Annotated in this window: 17 protein-coding genes; 7 read left to right on the forward strand and 10 right to left on the reverse strand. The window is 62.6% G+C overall.

The genetic code is table 11. The features are described 5' to 3' along the window. The first annotated feature begins 1 nt into the window (after position 1). The 4 genes from ACU0DV_RS06525 (at position 2) to ACU0DV_RS06540 (ending at position 4319) form a co-directional block, all read left to right on the forward strand. Entirely contained in the window at positions 2-1036 is a 1035-nt protein-coding gene (locus ACU0DV_RS06525; RefSeq protein ID WP_446273494.1) for an ATPase, T2SS/T4P/T4SS family, read from the forward strand. A gap of 17 nt (positions 1037-1053) precedes the next feature. Then, complete coding sequence (locus ACU0DV_RS06530) at positions 1054-1473, forward strand: hypothetical protein (RefSeq protein ID WP_446273495.1); 420 nt, start codon at positions 1054-1056, stop codon at positions 1471-1473. After that, positions 1473-2498, forward strand: coding sequence for a type IV secretion system protein (locus ACU0DV_RS06535; RefSeq protein ID WP_394445525.1), 1026 nt, complete (start codon positions 1473-1475; stop codon positions 2496-2498). Before ACU0DV_RS06530 ends, ACU0DV_RS06535 begins: the two co-directional genes overlap by 1 nt. A gap of 369 nt (positions 2499-2867) precedes the next feature. After that, a complete protein-coding gene (locus tag ACU0DV_RS06540; RefSeq protein ID WP_111733927.1) occupies positions 2868-4319 on the forward strand; it encodes an N-acyl-D-amino-acid deacylase family protein in 1452 nt (483 codons plus the stop codon). A 19-nt stretch (positions 4320-4338) separates the two neighbouring features. Here the strand turns inward: ACU0DV_RS06540 and argE are convergent, their stop codons facing one another. The 7 genes from argE to ACU0DV_RS06575 form a co-directional block, all read right to left on the reverse strand. Further along, complete coding sequence (gene argE / locus ACU0DV_RS06545) at positions 4339-5499, reverse strand: acetylornithine deacetylase (RefSeq protein ID WP_111733929.1); 1161 nt, start codon at positions 5497-5499, stop codon at positions 4339-4341. 3 nt (positions 5500-5502) lie between these two features. Further along, entirely contained in the window at positions 5503-6444 is a 942-nt protein-coding gene (locus ACU0DV_RS06550) for a DUF6963 family protein (RefSeq protein WP_111733931.1), read from the reverse strand. Then, on the reverse strand, positions 6441-7427 hold the full coding sequence (locus ACU0DV_RS06555) for an ABC transporter ATP-binding protein (protein ID WP_111733933.1): 987 nt from the start codon (positions 7425-7427) through the stop codon (positions 6441-6443). Before ACU0DV_RS06555 ends, ACU0DV_RS06550 begins: the two co-directional genes overlap by 4 nt. Continuing rightward, complete coding sequence (locus ACU0DV_RS06560; RefSeq protein WP_111733935.1) at positions 7424-8467, reverse strand: ABC transporter ATP-binding protein; 1044 nt, start codon at positions 8465-8467, stop codon at positions 7424-7426. The genes ACU0DV_RS06555 and ACU0DV_RS06560 overlap by 4 nt, the downstream gene beginning before the upstream one ends. Beyond that, a complete protein-coding gene (gene nikC, locus ACU0DV_RS06565; protein ID WP_239494653.1) occupies positions 8467-9384 on the reverse strand; it encodes a nickel transporter permease in 918 nt (305 codons plus the stop codon). Before nikC ends, ACU0DV_RS06560 begins: the two co-directional genes overlap by 1 nt. Positions 9385-9392: 8 nt before the next feature. Continuing rightward, entirely contained in the window at positions 9393-10313 is a 921-nt protein-coding gene (locus tag ACU0DV_RS06570) for an ABC transporter permease (RefSeq protein ID WP_111733937.1), read from the reverse strand. A gap of 108 nt (positions 10314-10421) precedes the next feature. Beyond that, on the reverse strand, positions 10422-11963 hold the full coding sequence (locus ACU0DV_RS06575; protein ID WP_111733940.1) for an ABC transporter substrate-binding protein: 1542 nt from the start codon (positions 11961-11963) through the stop codon (positions 10422-10424). Positions 11964-12108: 145 nt separating this feature from the next. Between ACU0DV_RS06575 and ACU0DV_RS06580 the strand changes: the two genes are divergently transcribed. The 3 genes from ACU0DV_RS06580 to ACU0DV_RS06590 are packed head-to-tail and all read left to right on the forward strand — an operon-like array spanning position 12109 to position 14646. Beyond that, positions 12109-12981 carry a MurR/RpiR family transcriptional regulator gene (locus tag ACU0DV_RS06580; RefSeq protein WP_162685539.1) on the forward strand — a complete coding sequence of 291 codons (873 nt, stop codon included), beginning with the start codon at positions 12109-12111 and terminating at the stop codon, positions 12979-12981. 15 nt (positions 12982-12996) lie between these two features. Beyond that, on the forward strand, positions 12997-14094 hold the full coding sequence (gene menC / locus ACU0DV_RS06585; RefSeq protein ID WP_111733943.1) for an o-succinylbenzoate synthase: 1098 nt from the start codon (positions 12997-12999) through the stop codon (positions 14092-14094). Between the two features lie 60 nt (positions 14095-14154). Next, entirely contained in the window at positions 14155-14646 is a 492-nt protein-coding gene (locus ACU0DV_RS06590) for an asparaginase domain-containing protein (RefSeq protein ID WP_111733945.1), read from the forward strand. Between the two features lie 266 nt (positions 14647-14912). Here the strand turns inward: ACU0DV_RS06590 and ACU0DV_RS06595 are convergent, their stop codons facing one another. The 3 genes from ACU0DV_RS06595 to mobC are packed head-to-tail and all read right to left on the reverse strand — an operon-like array spanning position 14913 to position 19783. Next, positions 14913-16868: a type IV secretory system conjugative DNA transfer family protein gene (locus ACU0DV_RS06595; protein WP_057820994.1), complete on the reverse strand. Its 1956-nt coding sequence runs from the start codon at positions 16866-16868 to the stop codon at positions 14913-14915. Further along, a complete protein-coding gene (locus tag ACU0DV_RS06600) occupies positions 16861-19209 on the reverse strand; it encodes a relaxase/mobilization nuclease domain-containing protein (RefSeq protein ID WP_446273496.1) in 2349 nt (782 codons plus the stop codon). The genes ACU0DV_RS06595 and ACU0DV_RS06600 overlap by 8 nt, the downstream gene beginning before the upstream one ends. Beyond that, complete coding sequence (mobC, locus tag ACU0DV_RS06605; RefSeq protein WP_446273497.1) at positions 19196-19783, reverse strand: plasmid mobilization relaxosome protein MobC; 588 nt, start codon at positions 19781-19783, stop codon at positions 19196-19198. The genes ACU0DV_RS06600 and mobC overlap by 14 nt, the downstream gene beginning before the upstream one ends. Positions 19784-19970: the final 187 nt, after the last annotated feature.

The following is a 19970-nucleotide window of genomic DNA, read 5'->3' on the forward strand; positions in this document are numbered from 1 at the left end:
CATGGCTGCAAGTTATCTGGAAGCGTCGCTCGACCGTTTCGGCCCCGAGGTCCTGCGCGCCGACACGATCGAGATCTGCATCAATCCCGACGGACAAGTCTGGGGCGAATTCCAGGGCGATCACTTCATGCGAGGTCTCGGCAGCCCGCTGAGCCAGACCGAGATCAAGGACCTCGGCAACCAGATCGCCTCGGCCGCCTCGACGACGCTCAGCACTAAGAAGCCCATTGTCTCGGTCTCGATCCTCTACCGGGACCGACCGATCCGGGCGCAGGTGATCCAGCCCCCGGCCGTCGAGGGCGGCTTCTCCATCTCGCTGCGGTTCTTCTCGGCGCTGCCGCTGAAGGCCATCAAGCTTGGCTTCCTTTATGGCAAGGAGCGCAGCCTCGAAGGCCTGCGCCGCGAACGGAATGCCGCCCTGCGCGATGTGGTGGCCTCCGGCGATATCGATGCCGCCTTGCGGTTCTGCGTCGAGAACAAGCTCAACATGATCGTTTCAGGCGGCACCTCGACCGGCAAGACAGTCGCGGCGCGTAAGATCCTCTCGCTGATCCCGCCAAAGGAGCGGATCATCACCATCGAGGAGGCAGCCGAGCTGCGCCCCGAGCAGCCGAATGCGGTCACGCTGATCGCCGACCGGGACACCGAGGCCCGCAGCGCCGATGTTCTATTGGCCTCGACCCTGCGGATGCGGCCGGACCGGATCGTGCTGGGGGAGGTCCGTGGACGCGAGGCCATGACCTTCCTCGAGGCGATCAACACCGGGCATGGCGGCTCACTCACCACCCTGCATGCGGAGACCCCGCAACTCGCCGTCCGCCGTCTCGCCATTGCCGCGCTCAAGACCGATGTGCCGATGACCTATGCCGACATGGTCGACTACATCGAGGGCTCCATCGACGTGATCATCCAGGCAGGCCGCCATGAAGGCGCGCGCGGCATCACCGAGTTCTTCCTGCCGGGGCAGGTGAGACATCCAGACACGAACACGGCCGGAATCGAGGGCACCAAGCGCCCGGCGGTTGCCGCCGAATGACCCGAAAGGAAACCCCCATGCGCAAAATCACCCTCGCCGCAGTTGTCGCCCTGCTGGCCGCGCCGCTCGCGGCCCAGACCTCTCCCCAGGTCACGAACGATCTCACCGTGACCATCGCGCCCCAGCAGTACCGGATCTGCAACGACCGGCCCGCTCGCCCGACCTGGATGGATGAAGTCCACCCGCGCGAGGCCTACAAGGCGCTGACGTTGATGCGGCTCTACGAGTTGCGGTCCTGGGAGGCGATCAAGGCAACTAGCGACTGCGGCTGTGATGTCCGCTTCCCGTCATGGGATGCTGCCTCCGCCGAGTACGAGGAACGGTTCGCGACAAGCACGCAAGCGGAGCACACTCAGGCCCAATTGGCCCTCCGCAACGAACAGAACCAGATCGCCCGCGACGTCCAGGATATCTGCGAAGCGCAAGGCAACTGGTAATGAGCATCGTCAGCTGGATGGTCGGAACCGCCGACGGCTTCCTTGCCGATGCCGCCGAGTCCCAGTTCGGGGCTGTGGCGAGCAATACCGGCACGATCGTCCTGCTGATGGTCACGCTCTCGCTGATCGGCGTCTGCATCAACATGGCCTTCCAGTTCCGCAGCATGGATGGGGCCAGTTTCTTCTGGTACCTGATCAAGCTGATGCTGATAGGGCTCTTCGCCTTCAACTGGGCCAACTTCAACGCTGTCGCAAATGCAGTCATTGGCGGGCTCGACTATGTGGCGGGCGCACTGATTTCATCAGTCGGGGGCGGCGGGGCGGGCGCTACCTATTTCGCAGCCGAATTCGACCGACTGATTACAGAGTTCAGCCAATACCTTAACGCTATCGGCAACAACCTCAACTGGATGACCGGAGCGATCCTCGGCGGCATTGGCCTGGTGCTCCTCAGCCTTCTCGGCTTCATGACCGGCATCGTACTCATCTTCGCCAAGATGATGCTGACACTCATGCTTGGCCTCGCTCCGATCATGATCGCACTGTCGCTCTTCGACGCGACCAAGGATTTCTTCCATAGGTGGGTTTCGACGACGGTCAGCTATGCCTTCTACCCCATCGTCATCGCAGCTATGTTTTCAACTGTGGTCGGCATGGCAAATTCTCTGTTGGCACAGCTTGGCGATCCTAACTCCGCCGCCAACATCGGATCGCTGGTGCCGTTCTTCGTCATGGTCTTCCTGGCGAAGGGCTTTGTCGCAGCAACGCCCCTGATCGTACGGGGGATTTCGGGCAACCTGATGGTGGTGGCCGCGCCCGCCGTTGTCGCTGGCTCGACCGGGATCATGCGAGGCATCTTCAATACGAACGGCGTCAAGGGCAGATCGCGGATCGGTGCGCTCACGACAGGCGAAGCGATCGGACGAGGTGCGGTGCAGGCGCCTGTGGTTGTGCGGAGCGCTGCGGCGAAGGCAGGTGCGCAAGTGGTCCGGATAGCGGAGAGGGCAAAACGGCTGACAGGATAGACGCCGATGAGCTGCCGTTCGCCAAGGCCTTCGGCAAAGCCCACAATGCGGGACAAAGCGCCATTCGAGTGGCCTGCGTCGAGGAGGGCTTTCGGCACATTGCCGCCCTGCGTGCGCACCTCAGCGAATGGCTCCTTCGAACCTGCAACGCACTTTGATGGTGAGTGAACAAACTAACCAACAATGTGCGTCGATCGAGGAATTATTGTTGCAATGTCCCTGCCGACAACTGATTACAACCTCACGATGGTGGAACCTGCGTTACCTCCGCGTAACCTTTAGAGATGGATCGGCAATCCTTCATGCGCTTACACTGATACCGCATCATTCAGACTGGCCAACTTCGGAGCTCAAAGACAGGAGGTGCCAATGCAGGCAGATCTTATCATTCGCGGCGCGGAGATCATCGACGGTACGGGCGCTCCACGGCGCAAGGGCGATGTGGCCGTCACGGACGATCGCATTGTCGCGACAGGCGATCTGCGGAACTGGTCGGCGGGGCGTGTGGTGGGCGGAAAAAGTCGGGTCGTTGCGCCGGGCTTCATCGATCCGCATGTTCACCATGACGCCGCATTGCTGACCCGCCCGGACATGGAGTTCATGACTTCGCAGGGCGTCACGACGGTGATCAACGGAAATTGCGGTTTCTCCGTCGCCCCGCTGAAGGACACAAGCGCCGTGCCCGAACCGCTGCGCATGGTCGTCGAGGACGAAAACTGCCTTTTTTCGACATTCGCAGCCTACCGCGACCGGCTGATGTCCGAGCCTTCAGCGGTCAATGCCGCCTGCCTGATCGGGCACACGACGCTCCGGATAAACGAGGTGCCGGACCTGGGGCGGCCAGCAGACCCCGGGCAGGTCCAGGCGATGAGCCGCAGCCTCGATCAGGCGCTGGCCGAGGGGGCGATCGGACTTTCGACTGGCACGTACTATCCGCCTTCGCGCGCCGCGCCGATCAGTGAGCTGATCGCACTTGCCCGGATTGCGCAGGCGCATGGCAAACTTTACGTCACGCATATGCGGGACGAAGCCGACCGGGTTGTCGAAGCGCTGGAGGAAACATTTCAAGTGGGTCGCGAAAGCGGCTGCGGCGTCCATGTATCGCACCACAAATGTGCGGGGCTCGCCAACCATGGAAAGTCCGAGATCACGCTGCGGATGATTGACCAAGCCATTAAGACGCAGGACGTCGGGCTGGACACAACGCCCTGGGTCGCCTCCTCGACGATCCTCGATTCAGGTCGCCACAAGCAGGCCACGCGGGTGATGATCGCCGAGAGCGAGCCCCATCCCGAGTTCGCCGGGCGCGACCTCGACGACGTTGCGCGGCTGTGGAACACGGATATCGACGACGCCTTGCAGCGCCTGCTGCCGGCAATGGGCATCTTCTTCATCATGGACGAGGCGGATGTACAGCGGATCATGTCTTATGAGCACACGATGATCTGTTCCGACGGCATACCTGGCGGCTCGCATCCTCATCCGCGGGTCTGGGGAACCTTCCCGCGGGTCCTCGGCCGTTACGCTCGCGACCTAGGCCTGTTCACGATGGAAGAGTCCGTGCGGCGAATGACGTCCATGCCCGCAGACCGCTTCGGGCTGGGAGGGCGGGGTCGTATCGCGGTCGGGGCCTTCGCCGACCTTGTCATATTCGACCCGGCAAACATCTCCGAAGGCGCGACGTTCGAACGCCCCATCGCCCCAGCGAAGGGGATTGACAGGGTCATGGTCAATGGACGCGAAGTCTGGGTCGACGGCCGCAAGACCGGAGCCCGTCCGGGGCGCCCGCTCGAGCAGACCGCGCCGGTCAAAGTGGTCTGACGCGATGTCGGTTCCGCTCTTAGGGCAAGGGTGAGCCGATTTCGAGCGTGTCCAGAACCCGACTGAGGAAAGCATCGCATTGATCAAGTTCGGTCGCCTTAATGTATTCGTCGGCCCTGTGAGCGCGGGCAATATCGCCCGGCCCGCAAACGAGAACTTGAACGCCGAGATCCGCTATGACGCCGCCGTCGGTACCGTAATCGACCTTGCCCTCGGGCCGTTTGCCACCGATGCCGACGAGGAAATCGATGGCGGCCCGACTGTCCATGTCAAAGCCGGGATATCGATTGAATTCTTTGATCTTTACCGACGCCTCGGGCCGTCGCTGAGCCGCATCATCGGCGATCTTCGCGGCGGCACGCGAGATGCGTCCGAGTAAGGCGTCGAGATCCTCCGCCGCGATGTGGCGGATCTCAAATTCGAGCGTTGCGGCCTCCGGTATCATGTTTAGCGCGTCGCCGCCTGAGAGGTTGCCCACGTGGACCGTCGAATAGGGAACGGCATAACCCTCTGCCTTTCGGCCCTTCTCGGCAATTTCCTGCTGCAAGTCCCGCAGCACGCCGATGAAGTCGCAGGCGAGGTGCAGGGCGTTGACGTGGTCGGGCGCGCTGGCGGAATGCCCTGCGGATCCGGTGAACCGGACACGCAGGGATACCTTTCCCTTGTGGCCGTTCACGATCCGCATCGAAGTCGGTTCGCCCACGATACAAAGTTCGGGCAGACCGATCGTCCGGTCGAGCGCGCCTGCCATCTCGGCTATGCCCACGCAGCCGGCTTCCTCGTCGTAGGAAAGCGCAAGCTTCAGTGGCTTCCCGAGTGGGCGCCTCGACGCCTCCGCCATCGCGCGTATCGCCGCGGAGGCAAAGCCCTTCATGTCCGAGGTGCCGCGTCCGTAGATCCTGCCGTCGCGTTCTGTGGCGACAAAAGGGTCGCTGCTCCACGGTTGTCCCGCCGTCGGCACGACATCGAGATGCGCCGAAAGCATGATGCCGCCCGGTCCTGCGGGCCCGGTCGATGCGAAGAGACCCGCGCGACCGCCGCCCGGCGCCTCGAGCCGATGGCACGTCACGCCGAGAGGGGCAAGCAGCGAAATCGCGTAGTCGGTGACCCCGGCATAGGCCTCGGCGGTGAAAACCGAGGGGAAGGCGATCAGCCGGTCTAGTATCTCTCGGGTCTGCATCCTTCATTCCTTGGCTGCAAAGGGAATCCGGGCCTCGGACTGACCGCTCAGCCGGATGATGTGACCGTCTTCGACAAGGACGTTCGGCTCCATCGTCGTGTGGCCGAGCAACTGGCCGTTCCTAACGACGGCGGCACCCAGATAGATGGCCGCGCAGGCATGGCGGCCGGTCAGGATGCGCGCGTCCGTTGTCTTGACCAACATGGCGACGTCGTCCGGCCCAAGGATCACCTGGTTCGCTTCCGACAGGGCAAGCGGTGTACCCGTCCGAACGACGGCATGACCTGCCGGGCTGCTCGGCGGCGCCATTGTCTCGATCGCGATCGCCGCCACGAGCGGGGCGAGATCGGCGGCAGGCCGGATCGCGTTGTGAAGGACGCAGACCGCCGCCTCTTTGGAAGCACGCGTTGCCGTACCGAGATCCGGGCGCGCGGCGACAAGGCTGCTGTTCAGGGCCGCAATGCCCCGTGATGGCCCGAGAGCAATCATGCCCGCATCGGCATCGGGATCCGCGTTAAGGACTCGCTGTAGGGACTGTTCCGCGCTCAGTCCCTCCGCCATAGCTGACAGGACCGCCTCGTTGACGGGTCGGCCATCAGATCCGGGCATATTCGGCAGCCGATGGCCAGTGACAAGGCCAGCCTCAGAGGCGGCGAGGAACTGGCTAAGAGGTGCCGGGCGGTCGGGCCCGCTTGACATCAGCGCCGCGAAGCGCGCCGACGCCACCTCGGGTGGTGGTGGGCCGCCGGTGGTCTCGCCGTCAGTGAACAATGTCGCGGAGCCGCCTCTCTGGGTTTCGGCACGGATGACGCGGCCGTCGGCCGTGAGCACGGCGAAGACGGCGAACCCCCCGATTGCGCCATGGCCAACCGCCTCTGCTGCGGCAAGTGCACGAAACACCGCCAGCCCCGCGTTCGGGCCGGCTGCGCCGATGCCGATAGTCATGCAACCGCCTCGCGCGCTCGGACGTGGCAGGCCACGCGGTGGTCGGATGGCAGCAACGTCGTGTCGGGCATGGCTCTTGCGCAGCCGTCCTCGGCGATCGGGCAACGAGTGCGGAAAGGGCAGCCGGACGGGGGGTCGATGGGGCTTGGCACGTCGCCCTTCAGAACGATCCGCTGGCGGTCCCTTGAGGTCGGATCGGCAATAGGTACAGCTGAGAGAAGCGCCTGGGTGTAAGGGTGTTTGGGATTGCGGAAAATCTCGTCACGCGGTCCGCTTTCCACGAGGCGACCCAGATACATGACCGCCACCCGGTGACTGATGTGTTCCACCACGCTCATGTCATGGGAGATGAAGAGCATCGCGAGACCCATCTCTTTCTGAAGCCGAATCAGGAGATTGATGACCGAGGCCTGGATCGAGACATCGAGCGCAGAGACCGGTTCGTCGGCGATGATGAGGTCCGGTTTTACGACGAGGGCGCGCGCGATCGAAAGGCGCTGGCGTTGGCCGCCGGAGAACTCATGGGCGAACCGGCTCATCTGATCCGGCCGGAGGCCCACTTTGCGGAAGGTTTCTGCGACCACGCGGTCCTTCTCGGCCCCCGAGGCAAGACCGTGAATGGTCAGGGGCTCACCCACGATCGCTCCCGCGGTCATCCGCGGATTGAGCGAGGAGAAGGGATCCTGGAAAATTGTTTGAACCTTTCTCCACACCGGCTTCATGCGGGCGCGGCTCAGGGGTGCGATGTCCCTGCCGTCGATCAGGATGCTGCCTTCGGAAGGATCGTGCAGTTTCATGATCGTCTTGCCGACGGTCGACTTGCCGCAGCCCGACTCCCCGACCAGCGCCAGCGTTTCGCCGGGGCGGATCTGGAGCGATACTCCATTGACGGCCGAGAGAAACTTTTTCGGTCCGAAGAGCCCGCCTTTCACCGGAAACCGCTTCACCAGAGCATTGAGTTCGAGGATGGGGGTGGATGTCATGCCAAGGGCTCCAGCTTTTCGGAATGCCAGCAAGCGGTGAAGTGCCCGGGTTCCGCCTCTTCGAACGGCGGATTCTCGGCCCGGCAGCGGTCGGTCGCGAATCGGCAGCGGTCGGAGAAGCGGCAACCGGGAGGCAGCGCGTCGAGTGAGGGCACAACGCCGGGGATCTCGGCCAGTTCCGCCGATCCGACCGGCCCAGCGTGGCCCAGCACGGGCAGCGAGCGGAGAAGGCCAAGTGTGTAGGGATGCTTCGGCCGGGCAAAGATTCTGTCCACACGGCCCTCTTCCACCTTACGCCCGCAATACATCACAATAACCCGATCGGCCATTTCCGCCACCACGCCCATATCGTGGGTGATCAGAACGATCGACGCGCCGGTCCGGTCGCGGAGATTCCGCATCAGCTCCAGGATCTGCGCCTGGATCGTGACGTCGAGGGCGGTCGTCGGCTCGTCGGCGATCAGGATGCGCGGATCGCATGACATGGAGATGGCGATCATGATCCTTTGCAGCATTCCTCCGGAATACTGGTGCGGATAGTCCTTTAGCCGCGCCTCGGGGGCTGGGATGCTGACGCGGCGCATCATCTCGATGGCGCGTTTTTTCGCTTCTTCGCGGCTGAGGCCGAGATGCTGGATGATGCCCTCGGTCATCTGGCGCCCGATCGAGAGAACAGGGTTGAGAGAGGTCAGCGGCTCCTGAAAGATCATCGAAAGGCCAGCCCCCCGAAGCTTGCGCATTTCGCGATCCGAAAGCGTGGCCAGATCGCGCCCCTCAAACAGGATCCGGCCCTCGGCGATATGCCCGGTCGGGTAGGGCAATAGACCCATGATCGAGAGGGAGGTGACGCTCTTGCCCGAGCCGGACTCTCCCACGATGGAGAGGATCTCGCCCTTCTTCAGGTCGAAGGACATCCCGTCGACCGCGCGAACGCTGCCTTTCTTGCCCCGGAACTCGGTGGAGAGGTCCTGCACGGACAGTACTGTCTCGCGGGAGTCGGCCGCCGGGACCGTGTGTTCAGTTTCGGCTACGTCATTCATCACTTCGCCTTCTGCCTGGGGTCGAGCGCCTCGCGGATCCCGTCACCGAGAAGATTGAATGCCAGCACGGTGACCATGATCGCGAGGCCCGGATAGATCATGATCCAGGACGCCTGCGTGAAATAGTCCCTGCCGGCAGAGAGCATCGCGCCCCATTCTGGTGAGGGTGGCTGCGCGCCCAGTCCCAGAAAGCTAAGACCAGCGGCGGCCAGAACGGCAGAGCTGACGCCCAGCGTGGCGACGACGATGAGCGGCGGAAGGATGTTCGGCAGCAGGTGAATGAAGATCAGCCGCAAGTGCCCGGCACCCGCCACATAGGCGGCGTCGAAATAGGCCTTGTTCCTCTCTACCAGCGTCACCGAGTAGGCGACGCGTGCGTAGAACGGGATCGCGGCTATGCCGACCGCGATCATCGCGTTCGTCAGGCTTGGGCCTAGGACGGCCACTGCGGCAAGGGCGATCAGTGTCTCGGTGAAGGAAAACACGACGTCGACGAGCCGCATCAGGATCCGCTCGACCCAGCCGCCCGCGTATCCCGCGATCAGGCCCATCAGCGTGCCCACCGTCAGCGATATGCCGACCGCGATAACGCCCACCTGGATAGTCAGACGGGCGCCGTAGACGACGCGGCTGAACACGTCGCGGCCGAATTCGTCGGTGCCGAACCAGTAGTCGGCCGAAGGCGGCATCAGCCCCATGCCTGCCCCCATCTGGTCGGAACCGTAGGGCGCGATCCAAGGCGCGAAAACCGCCACGACGATCAGGATGCCGACAAGGACGAGCCCGACCTTCGCCCCACGGTTCGCCGTCGCGGCGCCCAGAACCGCGACCATCCGGCGGCCGAACCCGACGCGGGCCGGCGCGCCGCTGCCCGCGGCGGCGGCGATGTCGATTGCGCTTTTCACTCTCTGCTGCATGCGACCCCCTAGTGCCTGATCCGGGGATCGAGAAAGGCGTAGATCACGTCCATCAGGATCGAGACGAGGACCACAACTATGGCGAACATCAGGATGAAGCCCTGGATCAGCGGGTAGTCGCGCTGGAAGATCGCCTGGATCGCCATTCGTCCGACGCCGTTCCAGCCAAAGACGTTTTCCACCACGATCGCGCCGCCCATCATGTAGGTGAATTGCAGGCCCATCATCGTGACGATCGGCACGAGGCCCGCGCGGAGCGCGTGGCGATAGAGGACCATCGCCTTCGGCAGGCCCTTGGCATGCGCCGTTCGGACGAAATCCTGGTCGAAGATGTCGATCATCGAGGATCGCGTCAGCCGTGCAATTATCGCGGCGTTCGTGAGCCCCAGCGTCACCGCCGGCAGCACGAGATTGGGAAAACCGCTGCCGGCGACCGGGAACCAGCCAAGGTGCACCGCGAAATAGAACAAGAGGATCAGTCCCAGCCAGAAATGCGGCATCGATACGCCGAGGATCGCTGTCGTCATCAGCGTCGTGTCGAGCCAGGTTCCCCGCTTGTAAGCGGCCAGGAAACCGAAGCTCAGCCCGATCGCCGAGGCGATCAGGAGCGCCGAGGACGCCAGGATCAGGGTGTTCGGCAAGCGCAGCAGCAGGAGTTCGAGCACCGGCTGCTCGCCCCGGATGGTCACGCCGAGATCACCCTGAAGAAGGCGCCCGACATAGGAGAGGTACTGCTGATAGAGAGGATCGTTCAGGCCCAGCCTCTCGCGCACGGCCTCGAGCTGCTCGGGCGTCGTGCCCTGGCTCTGGGCATACATGATCTGCACCGGATCGCCGGGGACGAGATGGATCAGCATGGAGACGGCGACAGTGGTGACGAAGATCGTCAGGATCGCGGCGAGAAGACGTTGGATGAGGAAGCGGGCCATGAGAGCGTCGGGTCCTTGCGCAGCGAGAGGGTCGGCGGGCGGCGGGACGCACGCTGCCTGCCGGATAGATGCGCAGGCGAGGCAATCTCCCCCGCCCGCCCGTGACGATCAGCCGGCTTCCATCGCGCTGAACTGCGCGCGGTTGAACGGCCCGATCTTGAAGCCCGGCGTGTCGGCGGAGACGGCGTAGAGCCAGAGCCAGCCCGGCGTGTAGATTGGAACCTGTCCGGCTTCCTCGAGCAGGATCTTGAAGGCATCCTTCACGACCTTCTCGCGCTCGGCGGGATCGACGGCCGTGCGCGTCGCATCGAGGACCTTGTCGAGTTCGGGGGTGTTGAAGCCCTCGTAGGCGCCCGGCGAATGCCACAGGAGGTAGAGGATATCAGGATCAAACCACGTCCAGCCCATCAGGTCCATGTAGCCCGGCCCGTCAGCCTTGTTGTTCTCCTGCGTGTCGCGTGCATTCAGCGTACCGATGTCCATCACCTCGATCGAGGCTTTGATTCCGACCTGCTTGAGCTGGTTCTGAAGCATTTGCAGCATCCGCTCGCGATTGTCCCCGGTCCATGTGGCCAAGATCACCTCCATCGGATTGTCCGGTCCGTAGCCAAGTTCGGCAAGCAGTTCCTTGGCCTTTTCTGGATCGTAGTCCTGATCGTACTGCTTGCAGAATTCCGGATCGTTGCCGAACACTCCGCGCGAGACCGGGCAGTACTGCCGCTCGACCAGATCGCCGTAGACGACCTGGATCGCCATGTCTTTGTTGATGGCATGGCTGACGGCGCGCCGGGCCCGTGCGTCATTGAAGGGCGGGCGGTTCACCGCGAATTGCAGGAACATGTTCTGACCGGTACCCTTGGCGACATGCACCTCGACGGTGTCGTCTTCCTGAAGCGCCTTCACCTCCTGGATCGGCGGGACGATGACGTTCAGTTCACCCGTCCGAAGACCGGCGACGCGGGTCTGCCCCTCCGGCATCGTGCGCACGACCAGACGGTCGGCCTTGGGTGCGCCAGGATTGTCGACCGGTCGGCCACGGTTGACGTAATCGGCGTTGGACTCGAGTACGATCTCCGATCCCTTGGTCCACGACGCCAGTTTCCAAGGGCCGGTACCGATGGCCGATCCAGTGCCAAAATCCGCGGCGTCGGCATTGCTGTCGCAGAGCATCGAGGTGAACTGGTCAGCCATGAAAGGCACCAATGCCCCGAACGGCGTCTCTAGCGTGAACTTCACCGTAAGGTCGTCGATCTTGTCGACCGACGAGATATTGCCCCAGCTTGCCTTTGTCAGGCTCGGGTTGTCGCCGAAGAGCGCGCGATCGGCGGTCCAGATCACGTCGTCGGCATTGAACGGCGATCCGTCATGGCAGACGATGTCGTCGTGCAGGTTGAAGGTGATCTCAGTGCCATCGTCGGAAACATCCCAGCTTTCTGCAAGGTTCGGACCAACGGATCCGTCATCGCCAAATTCCAGAAGCGAATCGTAGATCTGGTACCAGACTTGCCGGGAAAGCGTGGAAGTCGCGCGGTGTGGGTCAAGCGAGTCGATGTCCCCGTCGCGAGCCCAGACAATGTCGCCTGCAGTAGCCCCCGATCCAAGAGAAATCAGCAATGCGCTGATAATAAAGGATTTATACCCCGATCTCATATATGTTCTCCTCTGCTGGATGTAGGAGTTAGCCGGTCTTCGGGCCGGTATCTCCGATAGCGATAGTTTAAGTCTGAAACTAAGATTTCAAGTTGTCAACTTGTTGAAATCTGTGTTTCATGGTTTTTGTAGAATGAGTAAGGCGATGCCCAAGAAACAGTCAGATCATGTTCAGCCGAGAGCAATTGAGCGGCTAATCCGGTCCAAGTACGCGAAGATGCCCGGTTCGGAACGGGCGCTTGCAGACCGTGTGCTCGAGTACCCAAACGAGGTTCTGCTCTACTCGGCGACGGAGCTTGCGCAGAGGGCCGGCGGGTCCAAGGCGGCCGTCTCGCGCTTTGTCAAGCGGCTGGGATATGCCGATTTCCGCGAGATGCAGCGCGAAATTCGCCACGCCCAGACAACTGGCGACCCGATTTTCCTGTCCGCGGTGCCCGAGCGAGGGCCGAACAGCATCTTGAAGCATCTCGAAACCGATATGGCGAACCTTAGAGAAAGCATCGAGCAGATCGATGCGACGGTAATCTTGGAGGTCTCGCACAAGATTCTCTCGGCAAGGCGGGTCGTCTGTCTTGGCTTCCGCAACAGCTACGTCTTTGCAAACTATCTGCGACGCCAGCTTATCCTGATACGTCCCGATGTATCGCTGCTGCCCGGACCTGGGCAGATGTTGATGGAGGATTTCGGCGATCTCGGCCCCGACGATCTTCTGATCGCCGTGGGTCTCCGGCGCCGCTCGGCTCAGCTTGCCCGTGCCATGGAGCTTTTCCGCGAACGCGGCGTGCCGATCGCCTACGTCACCGACCGACGCGCCGTCAGAACCCGCAATCTCGCAACTTGGATATTCGCCTGTCAGGTGCGCGGCACCTCGCTTTTTGATTCCTACGTTGGTGTAATCAGTCTCTTGAACTTTCTCGCGACGCGCACTTATCACGCCTCAGGCCGCAAGGGCCGCGATCGGTTGAGCGATATCGAAGGGATGATGGACGCCCTGGGTGAACTCGATCCGGAAAACTGACGGAAGGCATTGGCCATGAAGATCGATGAGATCTCAGTCTACCACGTCACGATGCCGCTCAAGGCACCGTGGAAAACCTCGTTCAGCGTGGAGACGTCGATCGACACCGTGCTGGTGCGCCTGAAAAGCGGCGATGCGGAAGGCTGGGGCGAGGCCGCGCCTTACTCTGTCCCCCAGTTCTGTCCCGAATGGGCCGCCGGGGCCTTCATACTTATACGGGACGTGTTCGCGCCACTCATAGCCGGACAAGAGGTGGACAGCGGCGCGGCGCTGCAGGACATTCTTGGTCAGTTCAAAGGAAACACGTTCGCAAAGGCGGCGATCGACACTGCCTGGTGGGACCTTTCAGCAAGGCTTGACGACCGTCCGCTGTGGGACATGATCGGCGGCGCGAATGCGGAGGTCGCGGTCGGCGCCGACATTCCGGTGCAGGATAGCCCGGCAGCGCTAGAGGACGCCATGCGCGCGGCCGTCGACGGTGGGTTCAGCCGCACCAAGCTGAAATTCCGACCCGACAGCGGTTACGAAATGGTCGCCTCAGTTCGGGAGAGTTTCCCGGACATGCCCGTCCACATCGACTGCAATTCCGGCTTTACGCTCGACGACATCGCGCTGTTTCGCAAACTCGACACGCTTGGACTGGTAATGATCGAACAGCCGCTTGGCTGGCAGGACCTGATTGACCACAGCAAGCTGCAGAGCGAACTCCGGACGCCGCTCTGCCTCGACGAGACCCTGACGTCCTTAGAGATCACGAGACAGGCCGTCGAGACGGGCGCGACGCGCTGGGTCAACATCAAGCACGGCCGGGTCGGCGGCCTGACAAACGCGATCGCGATACAGCGATACTGCGCCAATCGTGGCATTCCGTGCTGGACCGGCGGAATGTTGGAATCGAATATTGGTCAGGGTGTCTCGCTTGCCTTGGCGACCCTGCCCGGAATGGAATACGCGGCGGATATCTTCCCGGCGGGCCGGCTTTACGAAAGAGATCTCGCGACCGAGCAGATGACCTTCAGCGCCCCCGGCACGATCACGGCCCCGGACCGTCCGGGCCACGGCTTTGCGCCAGATCCCGAACGGCTCGCCGCCTTCATCGTCAGCGCGGGTTAAGGGCATGAAAGCGCGACGCAGCAACTGTCGTTTCCATCAGCGCCATTACGGACGCAGATCGTGAAGGACCTGCGCATCATCGTGACCGGCGGGACGATCGACAAGGTGCACGATCCCCGCACCGAAGGGCTTGCCTTTGCACAGGGCGGAGCAACCCACATACCGGAAATCCTCCGTGTCGGGCGCTGCTATTTTCCGGTCGTCGAACTCCTGATGCTGAAGGACAGCCTGCTATTCGATGACGCGGACCGGCTCGCGATTGTCACGGCAGTCGCTGCCGCCCCTGAAGAGGCAATCGTGGTCACGCACGGCACGGGCACGATGGGGGAGACCGCGCGTCACCTCGAAGGAAGGTGCTCCGGGAAAACCGTTGTTCTGACCGGCGCCATGCGGCCGTTCTCCCTTTTCGCGTCCGACGGAGAGTTCAATCTCGGCGGTGCCGTCGTGGCGGCTCAGTGCCTTTCCCCCGGGGTCTGGGGGGTGATGAACGGAAGGGTGTTTCCCGCGTCCCGGCTTGGGAAGAATGTCGAACAGGGCCGCTTCGACGTCTGATATCGAGGTGGCCGTAGCGGCGGAATACTGGCCGGAAGAAATCTAGGACCGTGTCTCCGAAAGATGAACGAAAGAACTTTGATTGTCCGCTCTGCGGAATCGGCACCCACTGTCTGCGGACCTCCCCTTGAGCAGCTGGGCCGGTTTGGTGTCCGACATAACTTTCTTACTCAGGATATCGGACATTCGCTTGATGGGTATTAGGTCAACTCTGGGCTCGGAACCGCTATTCGCCGGGCCTTGCGCGAAGGTCCGCAGTTGAGAATTCACCCGTGCTCGGCAATTATCGCCCTCGTCGTCTGAACTGCCGAAGCAAGCGCCGTCCGGTCTGTGCTCGTGATACCCAATCCCTCGATATCAAGCGACAGCTGATCCTGGACACCGCCGCTCGCAGCAGCACGAGCCGCGCGGCCGCGGGCCTTCGTTGAACTAAAAGGATCAGTCTTCGATGGCTTCGCCGCGTTTGGGTCCGCGTCCGGCGCGACATTCAACGCCCGCACCTCCTGTAGCTCCAGCTTCAGCTTTTCTACAGTCTCGCGGGTTTCGGACATTTGCCGATCCCGCCGCAGTCTATCCTCGTCCGGATACGGGAAGCTCCCCGATTGACCCGCGTGCAGCACATTCAGGGCAGGGTCCTCGAAATACTTCACCCTTCTCGCGCGGATAGGCATCTGCGCGTCGATCACAAGGATGACCTCATCGAGATCCATGCGTCGGGCCTCATCCTCTGTCAGGAGCGGGGTATCCTCGGTTCGCTCTGAGACGCTGCGCCCTTCGAACGGATTGCGGCCAACAGCGCGGGAGCGGGTTACCACACGCTTGGTGGTCTTGCCGACGGCCTGGCTCAACTCCTCGATCGTCTTCTGCTCTGACGGGGTGAGGTAGAGCTTCACACCCGCGCCGCCTTGAAGCGACCTGCGGGTATTCTCGCCATAGATTTCGTCCAGCGCAGGGATGGTCTGGGTGACGATGGCGAGGTTTCCGCCGAAGGAGCGCAGCGTCTTGATGCTTTCGGCGATGATCGGCATTTTCCCCAGCCGGTCGAACTCGTCGAGCATGATCATCACGGGCCAGGGTTCATCGTCCGCGGGCTCCTGTGCCTGCAGCGAGGCGATCAGGTCTGAGAAAAAGAGACGGATCAGCGGAGCCAACGGGTGGATCATCTCTGACTCGACCACAAGATAGATCGCATGTGGGCTGCGGCGGATTTCCCGGAATGAGAAGTCAGAGGTCGCGGTGGCGGCGTCGATCGCGCGGTTGTCCCAGGTGTCGAGGCCCGATGTCATCAGGAGGGAGAGGTAGGAAGTGAGGGTGTCATTGTTGGTCGATGCCATACGCTCGAAGATCAGTTTGGCCGACTTGTTCTTCACCTCCTGCGAACGCTTCAAGTATTCCTTCTGCTTGTCGCCCCCCGAGGCTGTGATGCGATAGATCTCGCCGATGGTCGGCACGCCGCGCTCGAAGGCGAGAAGGCCCGCTGCCACAAAAAGGTCGATGCCCCCGGCCAAAAGCCCGCTCAGCTTTTCGTTGTCGGTTTGCAGGAAGAGCTTGGCGGTGAGTTTTAGCTCCATCTGCTGCCGGTCAGGGTTGGTCATGGCCGCGATGCGCGCCAGCGGGTTGTAACGGTGGGTCGGTCGATCCCAGTCGGTCGGTGCGAAGCGGAAGACCTTGTCCCCCATGCTGGCGCGGAAGCGCGAGGTCTCGCGGAAGTTCTCGCCTTTCACGTCGAGTACCACGGCAGAGCCTTTGTAGGTGAGCAGATTCGGGATCACAAATCCCACGCCCTTGCCGCGGCCCGTGGGCGCCACGATCAGTGCGTGGGGGAAGGTTTTTGAGACAAGGAACGGGCGCTTGGACTTCGGGGAGCCAAGCTTGCCCAGAAGGAAGCCGCCACCGGGCTTGGCAAAGAAACCGTTCCTCTTCATCTCGCTGCGGGTCTGCCAATGCGTCGTCCCGAAGCGGGTCAATGCATCCCCCAGAAGCGTGACGCTCAGCATCAGCGATGCCAGGCCGAAGCCGCCAAGGATGAGGTTCACCCAGAGGAAGTCCTTCGGCGCAGACTGAGACAGACCCCGATATTCGCGGGCAAGCAGGGTGACGTCGAAACGCGTGGGAGAAAGCCCATAGCGGAACATGACAAAGCCGGTCGCCACGACATAGCCCATGGCGAGACCGACCAGCACGAGGCTCAACACTCCTAAGGCAATCTTGCCTTTATCCATGGGTGATCCCCTTCTCACCATGTGCCGCGGCGTGGCGCGCGCGCTGCGCCTCGATCTGCTCTTCGGCCAGAGCATCGAGAACGCGCTCCATGGCCGGGCCATGCGCGGTGACCTCGCTGCCTTGAAGATAGGTCTTGGCGAGTTCCAGCTGGCGCAGCGGATCCTCGGTGAATGTGTCCAGGACGTCCGCGTTACCGGCCCGCAGTGCGTCGATTGCGTCGGGGCTTAGCCGTTCGTTGACCTGCCGGACGATGTCCTGCTGCTCTGACTCGGAGAGCGGGCCCTCGACGTCGGCGTTTTGCACAAAGGCCATGACCGTTGGCGCGGTCTCTTCCAGATAACGGCGCTCGGCGTAGTCTTGTCGCGCCTGGTCCTCGATCTCGAAACTGCGCTCGCTGATATAGGCACGCGACGCGCCGAGCGAACGAAGGTGGTTGATTTCGCCCCTAACGGCCTGCCCGAATTCGTCATCCGACATCTCCGTGCGATATCGGGCGAGGGTGCGGAGCTCTTCCGTGATCGGACCGAGATGATCCGAAGGATCCCGCAAGGCGAGGTCCATGTCGCCAGCATGAAGCGTGCGGTCCTGCGCCGATACCGCATATTGCGGCGGCATTCGACTGTCAGTCATCTGTTCCCAGGCCATCGAGGCCAATTCGGCATGCTGCGGAGATCTCTGCGCATAGGCGCCGAACGCGACGCGGGCCTCTTCAACCTCCACGGCGCCGGCCCGCCTTACAGACGGGTCGTCGGAGAACGGATGATCGAAATCCGTCCGGCGGAACTGCGCCACCAGCGCCCTGAACGCCTGCCGCTCCGATGGGGCAAAAATGTCGGGCCCGTCCTTCACGAGATCACCCCCTGGTGCCGCCAACCGCTCACCGAGCACTTCCTCAGCGTCATCCACCTCGTCGATCTCGGTTGGCGCGCGAAGGACGCGCACGTCAGTCAGGACATCGCCCAACCGAACATGCACGGCTTCCAGCTTGTCGAGCGCTTCTTCCCGGTCCGCAGGTTTATCGAGATCTAGGTCGCTTGCTTTGGCAATCCCCTGCAGATCCTGTGCCAACCACTGGCGCTCCAGTGCGGCATTGCCTGCCCCTTCCCGCAGGCGCGCGGCCACAGCCTCGACATCGATGCCCGTGCCTTGCAACGCCTCGGCCAGCTTTGGTGCCACCTCTCCATCGTCAAGACGCGCGAGGTGATCTTCACTTAAGTTCGGCCTTGCATAGATGCCGTCCCGGGACGGGGCATCGACCAGGGCGGCGGAGCGATCCCCGAGCGGGTTCAAATGCGCGACCGAGGCCAGAACGTCGGTCAGCTTGCGCTCGATCACCGGCCTCTCGGCCGCCGGCGCCCTGTCGATCGCCGCCTCGATCTGGCGAATGTTCTGAGAAAACTCGGTGATCAGCGTGTCGAACGCTGCTTCGTCTTGGGACATGTAGATGGCTCCGTCAGATTGAATCTGACCGCCACTGGCAAGGATGGTGCTGGCCCGCTCGAGCGCTTCGGCCACGTCGTCGAAATTCGAACGTGACGCCTCCGCCGCGAGCCCACGGTAGATCAACGCCTTGTGCCTGACGGTTTCCAGAGCGGCCCCCAGGTCAGCGCCGGTTCTCTGGCGCTCAACTGGGGGACGACCTTCGTCGCGAGCCTTGTAGATTTCATCGATCTCGGCGCGGTAGGTCGTGACGCCGCGATCCAGACGACGCGTCGCCTCGAGGCGGATCCCATGAACTTGGGCCGCCTCGACCATCGCCTCGCGAAAGGCGTCGTAGTTGAAGTGATGATCCTTCCCGAGAAAGAACATTTCGCCATCCTTGCTGCGGCGGTTCAGAACGATATGCGCATGTGGATGCGCGCGATCTTGGTGTATTGCAGCAATATAGTCGAATTGCGACCCCTCACCTTGAAAGAACCTCTCGCAGACCGCTTGGGTGATATCGCGCACTTCGTCGCCGCTCGTTCCAACCGGGAATGCCATCAGCAGATGCGACGTATGTCCGAGCTTGGGGCTGTAACGCTCGTTCCACTGGTTCTCGAACCGCCGCGCCACTCGGTTGATCTCGGCTTCCGAGAGCTGCTTCTTCCCGTCATGGGTGCCGCGACTGTCGAGGATATGGGTCGACTTCGTCGTGAGATATGTGAGCTGCGCCCGTAGCTGCGCCCCGGTGTGGCAGCCCCCTTTCGAGATAGCCTTGAAGATCGCTGGCGAATAGCCGCGCGCGGCCCGAACCATCTGCGCGCCCTTGGAAAGCCCCTGCCAGGATCCCGAAACTCGGCTCCAGCCGCGGTCAAAGAGCGCCGGGTCGATGCCACGGACCCGGTCACTCCGCGTCATTCTCATCCCTCTCGGCGAGGCCCGCCAAGGCAGAGCTGATCTCAAGGTCCAGCACGCTGCGACGCGCCCGCGACATCTCCTGAACCTGGTCGGCCAGATCGAAGACCAGACCCGCAAGGGCACGGACGTCACGGTGACTTGAGGCCGGGTAGGACAGTCTCTCGCCCCGCACCTTGGCCTCGTTCAGACGTCGCGCGATCTGGTTCACGTTGTTGCCGACCCGGTTGAGCGCGGCGCCGAGGCTGCGCAACTCGTCGCACATCTCGTCGTCGGGCAGGAAGACACCTTCGGCCGCCAGCATCAGGCGGCGCATGGCATCCGAGCGGTGCGCAATCCCGCGCCGCGACAGCGCCGCGTCGAACCGGCGCAGGTCGTCGTCCGAGACCCGGATCCCCACAACCCGCGATCGGCTGCCGTTCGCTGTCTGACGCTCACCCCAGTGGTTCACCACGTTGTAGATCGTCTTCAGGCTGACATCGTAGTGCGCGGCCAACGACGCCGCGGAGACGCCGTTCCGGCGGTCTTGGGCGATGGTCGATCGCTCGATCTCTGACAGTCTGCGACGGCGGGGCATTTTGAAGTTAACGTTCCTATTTCTTGCCAACTTCGTACAAGCCCGCCGACTCCCAACGCAAGTGGAGTCGGCCATAAGGGCTTGTACTCAATGTAGGAAATCGCCCTGCAGGGGGGATTTCCCGTCCTTTGACAAATGGATTGCGCTTCGCGCTCATTGCACCACGCGATGCGGTCTCCGCATCGCG

It is taken from the genome of Sagittula sp. (genome assembly GCF_052825245.1).

Excerpts from the sequence above, each read along its gene's own strand:
- ACU0DV_RS06525 (WP_446273494.1), top strand. The coding sequence starts at position 2 with ATGGCTGCAAGTTATCTGGAAGCGTCGCTCGACCGTTTCGGCCCCGAG.
- ACU0DV_RS06530 (WP_446273495.1), top strand. The coding sequence starts at position 1,054 with ATGCGCAAAATCACCCTCGCCGCAGTTGTCGCCCTGCTGGCCGCGCCG.
- ACU0DV_RS06535 (WP_394445525.1), top strand. The coding sequence starts at position 1,473 with ATGAGCATCGTCAGCTGGATGGTCGGAACCGCCGACGGCTTCCTTGCC.
- ACU0DV_RS06540 (WP_111733927.1), top strand. The coding sequence starts at position 2,868 with ATGCAGGCAGATCTTATCATTCGCGGCGCGGAGATCATCGACGGTACG.
- argE (WP_111733929.1), bottom strand. The coding sequence starts at position 5,499 with ATGCAGACCCGAGAGATACTAGACCGGCTGATCGCCTTCCCCTCGGTT.
- ACU0DV_RS06550 (WP_111733931.1), bottom strand. The coding sequence starts at position 6,444 with ATGACTATCGGCATCGGCGCAGCCGGCCCGAACGCGGGGCTGGCGGTG.
- ACU0DV_RS06555 (WP_111733933.1), bottom strand. The coding sequence starts at position 7,427 with ATGACATCCACCCCCATCCTCGAACTCAATGCTCTGGTGAAGCGGTTT.
- ACU0DV_RS06560 (WP_111733935.1), bottom strand. The coding sequence starts at position 8,467 with ATGAATGACGTAGCCGAAACTGAACACACGGTCCCGGCGGCCGACTCC.
- nikC (WP_239494653.1), bottom strand. The coding sequence starts at position 9,384 with ATGCAGCAGAGAGTGAAAAGCGCAATCGACATCGCCGCCGCCGCGGGC.
- ACU0DV_RS06570 (WP_111733937.1), bottom strand. The coding sequence starts at position 10,313 with ATGGCCCGCTTCCTCATCCAACGTCTTCTCGCCGCGATCCTGACGATC.
- ACU0DV_RS06575 (WP_111733940.1), bottom strand. The coding sequence starts at position 11,963 with ATGAGATCGGGGTATAAATCCTTTATTATCAGCGCATTGCTGATTTCT.
- ACU0DV_RS06580 (WP_162685539.1), top strand. The coding sequence starts at position 12,109 with ATGCCCAAGAAACAGTCAGATCATGTTCAGCCGAGAGCAATTGAGCGG.
- menC (WP_111733943.1), top strand. The coding sequence starts at position 12,997 with ATGAAGATCGATGAGATCTCAGTCTACCACGTCACGATGCCGCTCAAG.
- ACU0DV_RS06595 (WP_057820994.1), bottom strand. The coding sequence starts at position 16,868 with ATGGATAAAGGCAAGATTGCCTTAGGAGTGTTGAGCCTCGTGCTGGTC.
- ACU0DV_RS06600 (WP_446273496.1), bottom strand. The coding sequence starts at position 19,209 with ATGACGCGGAGTGACCGGGTCCGTGGCATCGACCCGGCGCTCTTTGAC.
- mobC (WP_446273497.1), bottom strand. The coding sequence starts at position 19,783 with ATGCCCCGCCGTCGCAGACTGTCAGAGATCGAGCGATCGACCATCGCC.